The organism is Bacillus glycinifermentans (assembly GCF_001042475.2).
Lineage (GTDB): Bacteria > Bacillota > Bacilli > Bacillales > Bacillaceae > Bacillus > Bacillus glycinifermentans.
Map to the genome: position 1 here is coordinate 1 of NZ_LECW02000040.1, position 2,609 is coordinate 2,609.

Below are 2,609 nucleotides of genomic sequence, written 5' to 3' on the forward strand. Positions count from 1 at the left end.
ATACCGGAACCAAAATCGCGGCAAGTGTTTGCGGAGTGCGTAAGACGAAAATAAACGGGAGGCGGAATAAATGACGAAAACTAACGAAAAAATCCACGTATTGGCTGACGAATCGCTTGGCGGAATCAAACGCGAATATGTAGAGGTCGATAGGAAGGCGGAGGTTGGCGAAAAGATCGTCATAACGGCCTCGAATTACGAAGAACGCGAGGAAATATACGTAGCGGGCCATTATGGAAAGGTCATTGCGGAGAGCGAATTCTCTGTGAACGGATTTGAAGCCGATTTCAACGGGTTTGATAACAGCTTCGTAGGTGATGACGGTCTTTGGTATGTCGGGGGGCCAGATCATGGCGAATACCGCGTTCTCGAACCGACCAACATCGTCCACATTGACGGAGGTCGCTACGAGATGGTCGATCGAGAGGCGGAAGTAGGCGAGAAGTTCATTATTGTCAACGCTGATGTTCAGACGGAAGAGCCGTATTCGAACGGAGATGTATTCACGGTCGACGAATCGTGGGGAGCCGGCGATGTGGTAACGGTATGCGGGCGTTTAATAAACAGAAGAGAATACCGCATCCTCGTCCCGGTCGAATCCTCCGAAGAAGAGCCGCAGCCATCCGACCCAATCGACGTTATCGCTAACCTGGCGACACGTGTTGCGGAATTGGAGCGTGAGAATAAACGCATCAAGGAAGATCTCGGATGGAACGAAATGGGGCCGGGAAGAATCGCTGAGCTGCGGAATGCTGATTCGGACATCCGCCACGATATCGCTGCGTTAGAAGAAAAAGTCGAACATGATCGCGCGGAAAACGAGGAGATGGACAGTTATGTGTACGAAGAAATGAAGCGTATGAAAGACGAAATCGACACGCTGCACAAAGACAACCGGAGGCACGGCGAAGAGATAGCGCAGTTAGAAAAAGGCGTACACGCGCAATCACAGCGCCATCTATATCGCCAACAAGAAATTGAGCGCGTCTGGGAACGTATGGATCGCATAGAGTCGGAAACGGAGTCGCTGAAATATGCCGCAAAGGAAACGGACGGAAAGGTTGCGCACCTCGAATCCGACTCAGACATGCGCTTGTTCACTGCCGAAGAGGTTGCCGCGCTTCTTAACGCAATGAGGGAACGCCAATGAAGATCGCCCTCACCGCACCACTTCGCGCAGGTAAGTCGCTGGCCGCATCGTACATTTCGCTTCACTACGATTTCCAGCCGTTCGCATTCGGCGACGAACTGAAGGACGCATTCCACCGCGCATTTCCGCACGTTCCGAGGAATCCGAAGCCACGCGCTCATTATCAGAAGTTTGGACAGTGGGCGCGGGAAGCATTCGGAGAGGACGTATGGATAAACGCTCTCATGCCGAAAATAGCCGCCTATCTCGACCGCCATCCTTGCGAATGCGGCAACAATACGATGCTAAAGAATCGCGTAATCATCGATGACTGCCGCCAGCCTAACGAATACAGGCGGCTGAAGGACGAAGGTTTCGTATTTATCCGCATAACAGCTCCGGTCGATCTCCGCATTGAACGCGCCAAAAAAGCCGGCGATCAATTCGAGCTTGCCGACTTAGAACATCCGACTGAGCTTGCCGTCAATAGTTTCGAAGTTGATTACGAAATAGAAAACGCAGGCGAGCCGGAAGAGTTATACGCAAAGCTGGACGAGATTATGGCGGAGGTGTTGAAGTGACGAATATTCCGAATCATTACGGATACGGGTTACGAAACGATGAGAAACCCTATGCGCACAAGATTCCGGATGGTGGTAACTGGCGCGATCTTCCGGAAGAAGAACAGAAGGCGTTTATGAAAGGGGCGTTTTATAGCGGAGGTGGTCAAACGACATATCTTCGTAAAATGTCTTGGGATGAGCCGGCTTTGACGATCACGGCGTCGGTAATGGCGAAAGCTACATGTCACTTACATCCGAATGAACCAATCGAAGGGAGCGAATATATGGGCGACTTTAACTTAACGCCGCAACTTCCGGCGAACGGACTGACTGTACTCGAATTATTCTGCGGAGGAGGTCTCGGCGCAATCGGATTCAAAGCGGCCGGCTACGATATCATAAAGGCGTTGGACTTCGATAAGAATGCCGTCAAAGCCTACCGTCACAACTTCGGTGATTACGTAGAACAGGCGGACATTAACGAAATTGATATCGCCAGCTTGCCGAACACAGACGTAATCTTCGGCGGTCCTCCGTGCCAAGACTTCTCGGTTGCGGGTAAAGGAGCAGGAGCCGATGGAGAACGCGGTAAATTAGTCTTCCGTTACCTCGAAATTATTGAGCGCAAACAGCCGAAAGCCTTCGTATTTGAAAACGTGAAGGGGCTTATTACGAAGAGACATCGACCGACATTCGATGCTCTTATCGAAAGATTTAGCGAAATAGGTTACGAGATTAGTTGGGAAGTGCTGAGCGCGTGGGACTACGGAGTAGCCCAGAATCGAGAGCGCGTGTTTATCGTCGGAATACGAAAAGACCTCGGAATCACTTTCGAGTTTCCGAAGCCGTTAGAAGGCGACTATCAGACGAAGGTATTACGTGATGTTATCGGAGATCTGCCGGAGCCGGGAGTTCAG

3 protein-coding genes are annotated in these 2,609 nt (G+C 51.0%); all 3 read left to right on the top strand.

All coding sequences use genetic code 11. From position 1 onward, the window contains the following. The first annotated feature begins 70 nt into the window (after window positions 1-70). Window positions 71-1,150, top strand: a complete 1,080-nt coding sequence (locus AB447_RS27570) for a hypothetical protein (protein ID WP_057957707.1) — start codon at window positions 71-73, stop codon at window positions 1,148-1,150. Next, window positions 1,147-1,710 carry a nucleoside/nucleotide kinase family protein gene (locus AB447_RS19135; RefSeq protein ID WP_048356234.1) on the top strand — a complete coding sequence of 188 codons (564 nt, stop codon included), beginning with the start codon at window positions 1,147-1,149 and terminating at the stop codon, window positions 1,708-1,710. The genes AB447_RS27570 and AB447_RS19135 overlap by 4 nt, the downstream gene beginning before the upstream one ends. Then, the coding region (locus AB447_RS19140; RefSeq protein ID WP_156416005.1) for a DNA cytosine methyltransferase at window positions 1,707-2,609 on the top strand (903 nt) is incomplete at its 3' end. The genes AB447_RS19135 and AB447_RS19140, both read left to right, overlap by 4 nt.